The 4,342-nt window shown below is 52.3% G+C and carries 3 protein-coding genes; 1 reads left to right on the forward strand and 2 read right to left on the reverse strand.

Annotation, left to right across the window (positions count from 1 at the left end; all coding sequences use genetic code 11):
* The first annotated feature begins 288 nt into the window (after window positions 1–288).
* The gene (locus ACR0L3_RS20595; RefSeq protein ID WP_480747662.1) at window positions 289–1,914 is read left to right on the forward strand and encodes a hypothetical protein; all 1,626 of its coding nucleotides are present in this window, start codon (window positions 289–291) and stop codon (window positions 1,912–1,914) included.
* A 219-nt stretch (window positions 1,915–2,133) separates the two neighbouring features.
* Here ACR0L3_RS20595 and ACR0L3_RS20600 read toward each other — a convergent pair whose 3' ends face one another.
* Both ACR0L3_RS20600 and ACR0L3_RS20605 read right to left on the reverse strand, forming a co-directional pair.
* On the reverse strand, window positions 2,134–2,715 hold the full coding sequence (locus ACR0L3_RS20600; RefSeq protein WP_480747663.1) for an N-acetyltransferase family protein: 582 nt from the start codon (window positions 2,713–2,715) through the stop codon (window positions 2,134–2,136).
* Window positions 2,716–2,904: 189 nt separating this feature from the next.
* Window positions 2,905–3,870, reverse strand: coding sequence for an ornithine cyclodeaminase family protein (locus tag ACR0L3_RS20605; protein ID WP_480747664.1), 966 nt, complete (start codon window positions 3,868–3,870; stop codon window positions 2,905–2,907).
* Window positions 3,871–4,342: the final 472 nt, after the last annotated feature.

Consider the following 4,342-nt stretch of genomic DNA (forward strand, 5'->3'; position numbering starts at 1 on the left):
TTTTAGGTGAGAGTATTATGCGTCGATTTGAAGTGCTACTTTGCCAAAATGACTGAAGTCTACGGTGGTCTGCCCGATTTGTACTGCAGTCAGTGCTGTACGTGTGCCTGTTGTCACAACAACGAACGTTCGCCAATGTTGGGGCAACGTCCGTATCGCGGACAAAGCCGTCATTCGCTGCATCGATGTGATGATGTATCAAGGTTGAATCGTCCGCTTTCAAAAGATGACAATGCTTGAACGTTGTCTTAACCTCGCTTTATGAAAGCTCGCCTTGCTGTGATCTTGATGGCCGACCTGGTCGGCTATACGTCCGCAATGGAGGCGGATCAGGCGCTCGCAATCGAGCTGGTCCGAGACCTTCGTGATAAATTACTGGAACCAGAAGCCTTACAAAGAGGCGGCGAGATACTTAAGCGTATGGGTGATGGATGGATAATTGCTTTTCCATCAGTATCAGCGGCAATCGAAACAGCTCAATCTGTACAATTGGCATTGGTCGATCATGAAAAAATCAGACTGAGGATGGCAGCGCATCTTGGGGAGATCGTTCAAGACGAGGCCGACACTTATGGCGCCGGAATAAACATCACCGCGCGCCTGCAAACCGAGGCGCCACCCGGTGGCGTGATGATCTCCGAAGATCTCAAGCGGCAGTTGGACGAAAAGCTCTCAGTGGGTTTCAGCGATGCGGGTAGGTTCGATTTAAAGAACGTTGCTAACCCGGTGAATGGGTTTCAGTGGCGGCCCGCCACGCCGCGTGAAATTGAACTTACCGAATTGCCTTCCATTGCAGTCGAACCGGTCACAAGTGCTCCCGAAACGAGAGAGACGCTTGAGGTTTGCGCTGACCTGCAGGAGCAGCTGGTCCACAGTCTTTCGCGCCGCACCGGTGTTCGTGTGATTGCAACAGATTCAACATCCGAGACCAAGGCAACTTACAGCCTGAGGTGCAGGTTGCGCTGCCGGGAGACCGAAGCAAGGATATCGTCCAGCCTTACCCGGTTGGGAGATGGACAGGTGACCTGGTCGCGCTTCTTAAACGGAGATTCAGAGGATTTGTTTGAATTAAGCGACCGGGCTGCAGAACAGTTGTCAGACGATTTACGTCTGCAAATCAATGCGTTTGACGGTGACCGGCTTAATGATATTCCAGACGATCAATTGAGCCCAAGTGAGTTGAGATCCCGAGCGGCAATGCTGTTTTACCGTGCCACCGTCGAGGACTATAATCATGCGGGTAAATTGCTGGAGCGAGCGCTTCGACTTGATCCCGAGAACGGTTCCGGGCTTGCAATGTGGTGTGAAGCCAAACTGTACCCTTTAGAAGCATGCTATCGCGAGGCTGATCCTGATTTGCGTGTACGGATCATTGAATCTTCGAACAAGGCTGTTCAGTCCGCGCCTCGCTCTGACTACTGCTGGTATACGAGGGCGCAAGTGCGCGCGCGCCTCGCGGGTGATCTGCATGGCGCCCGGAAGGACATTGATAGGATATTCCGACTGAATCCCAGCTACGTTTTGGGTATGGAGGCCAGCGGTTACACCGAAGTTATTGCCGGCAACTGGGAAGCCGCTCGGAAGAGTTTAGCGAAGGCCGCGAGTCGTTCCACCGAGGATCCGTTTCTTCCGTACCGGCTTTATCCTCTTTCGATTGCCCACATGATGGCAGGTGATAAGCAACTCGCGATCGAAGCAATTTCAGACGCGACTGAAATGCGTCCCTACTGCAGACACTTCTGGTTAGTGAAGGCATGGATACTCAAGAAGTCGGGAATGCACGCCAAAGCGGAAAGCGCCGCAGAACGTGCGGAAAAACTGTTGGAAAAAGCGGATATCTTAGCACAGAATCTGCATTTGCCTGACCACATCAGAGAGGCGATAGGGTTGCCAAGCAAGCCCATCCAAGCATAGAGACCTAAATGGTTTACGAGCGCTGAGGTTTAAAACCGAACTGCAGCTATGTACCTCATTGCCGTCGTTCGATTTTCTGATGCAACTTTATCTAAAGCCTGCTACCCACAGAAGCCGCAAGCAAAAAGATGCATTATTTATCAGGGCAGCTTTGGGCTCGTTATGAACATTTTCGGTACTCCGCGTGAACGATTGCAATGAAGACTATTGCGGCATCATTCACGGCAACGACTTTGACAGCAGCATCCAGTTTTCTGTCTCAGTTTCCCAGTCTTCTTTTACGCAAGGTGCAGATGCTATTTCGTGGTAGCCGATGCGTTCATACAAACTTCGAGCACTGATGTTGTTGTCAGCCACTATTACGCTCATTCGGTTCAGTCCTTCGGAATGTGCTATCTTTTCAGCGATGCCAAGCAGGCGCGAGCCAAGCCCTTTTCCCCTATGATCGGGGTAGCAAGCCAAGACATTCACGTACCAACTTTCAGTTACTTTGTTCTCCAGTTCCTGAAACGGACGGAAAAGCGCTGGGAAATCTTTCCCAATCTCAACTGGCTCTGAACCGATCGCATAACCGGTTAGGCTAGCAACTGCGCCAGCTCCGTGGTCTACGACGACTATTTGACCATCGCGCGCTTTGCTGGCCTGCCGCGCACGGCCTACCTCCCATGCGTCTTGTCCGTCTTCTGCAAGGCCTTTCCAGATGTAATGAGGCAAGCCCTCTCCGGCAAAGTTCACCAAATCGGCGAGTTCACTAGCATCCGTTTCGTCAGCGAGCCTCAACGGTGGTTTAAGTGTAATCATATTAGCCTCCAACGAATTTCACGTTCGCAGCACTTCGGAAACTACGTACCGAACTCTAACGACTTGAAGCCGACAGACATAGTCCGCTTTGGGCTCGGTGCAGACGTTCGCAGAATTTTCACTAATGACCGCTCTGCAGACGAAGCTGCCGTTCGGTGCATGGTCGCGGATGTCCGCTTCCACTAATCTTCAGAGCGAAGTGCCCAACTTGGCGGCCTTTACACGGTAAAAAGCTTCTACGGCGATTGCAGTGTCCTGTGCGCCGGTTCCCGTCAAATCGCAGATCGTCACGGCACCAGTTGGTCGCGAAAATTGTTCTGTTCCTGAAATGATCTCACCAAGTTCTATAATCTTTCTGCTGGCGTCGCCCAAATTCTGGAGCTCACCACCTATCACGCACTGATCAAACACATCGCAAGCCAAAACCTCCGCACGCTCAAGTACTTTCGGGTGTAGTTCATGTTTGCCCGGCAGATCAGACCCCATAGCAGTGATGTGCAAATCGGAGTGGAGCCACTCGGCCATGATGATAGATTCTGTCGCAGGTGTCGTGGTGACGACAATCTGCGCAGCGGTCACCAACTCCGAGAGAGACTGGCAAGGTTCCACCGGAACTCCGAGCTTATCCGACATTTCGGAGCAGTAGTTCGAAACAGACGCTGCACTGCGCCCGAAAACAATCAGGCGGACAAACCCACGCACCAGGGCTAGGCTTTCGATCTGATATCGCGCCTGCACGCCGGTGCCGACCACACCGACGGTAGTGACTTTCTTGGGTGCTAGATGTTTGGCGGCCACCGCACCGGCAAGTCCGGTGCGCAGGTTCATCAAGTACCCGTTGTCCAGAAAAATACAATCAAAGGCACCAGTCTTTGCGTTCATCAAAGCAATAATACTGCTGCAACTAGGCAGTCCGATCTGCGGATTCCGAAAGAAGCCGGTGGCAACTTTAACCGCAAGATGCTCAAGGCCATCAACACATGCACCTTTCGTATCGACGGCACTATCTTCATCAATGTCGATATGCATTACCGGAGGCATCGAAACGCGCCCTTCCGAAATCCATGAAAAGGACAGTTCGGTTGCTTCGAGTGCCCCTTGGTCTATCGGAAGGCAACTTCTTAACTCGGCTTCGGTAACGATCAAGGTGCCCATAGCACTTGCTCCTCACTACGTAAGCGAAGGATAATGGATGAGGGGCGTGAGTGTCATCCGCGAAGTCAGAAACCATACATTCGCGGCGGAGCAGCAATCCGGCAAAAAGGCTCGAATGCGGCCATTGGCTGCGCTCAGGACTAAGGTCCGCCGAGGCGGCTTAGCGGACGTTTTATCTCGTTCCTGCATTTACGGTTTGCTGACGGCCAACTTGATATTTCTGCATAACAGAAATGGTGCATCTACAATAGCTGCGAGGATCGGCGCGAGACCAATGGAGATCCAGCGGCGCGTGCTATATCAGTTTATTTAACTTTCATCTGAGTGAAGCGAAGACGTTCGGCCGCTGTTCGACGTGGTGGCCCTCCCTTGTCTTCACCGGCGGCGGCCCAACGTTCAGAAAGGACAGCATCGTCTTCGGTTCGAATTCGCGGTAGATCGTCCTCAATGGATAGCCAAGGAATACGGTTCT

The organism is Ruegeria sp. CK1, assembly GCF_056536545.1.

Coding starts and splice junctions, on each gene's coding strand:
- ACR0L3_RS20595 (WP_480747662.1), top strand. CDS start 289: ATGGCCGACCTGGTCGGCTATACGTCCGCAATGGAGGCGGATCAGGCG.
- ACR0L3_RS20600 (WP_480747663.1), bottom strand. CDS start 2,715: ATGATTACACTTAAACCACCGTTGAGGCTCGCTGACGAAACGGATGCT.
- ACR0L3_RS20605 (WP_480747664.1), bottom strand. CDS start 3,870: ATGGGCACCTTGATCGTTACCGAAGCCGAGTTAAGAAGTTGCCTTCCG.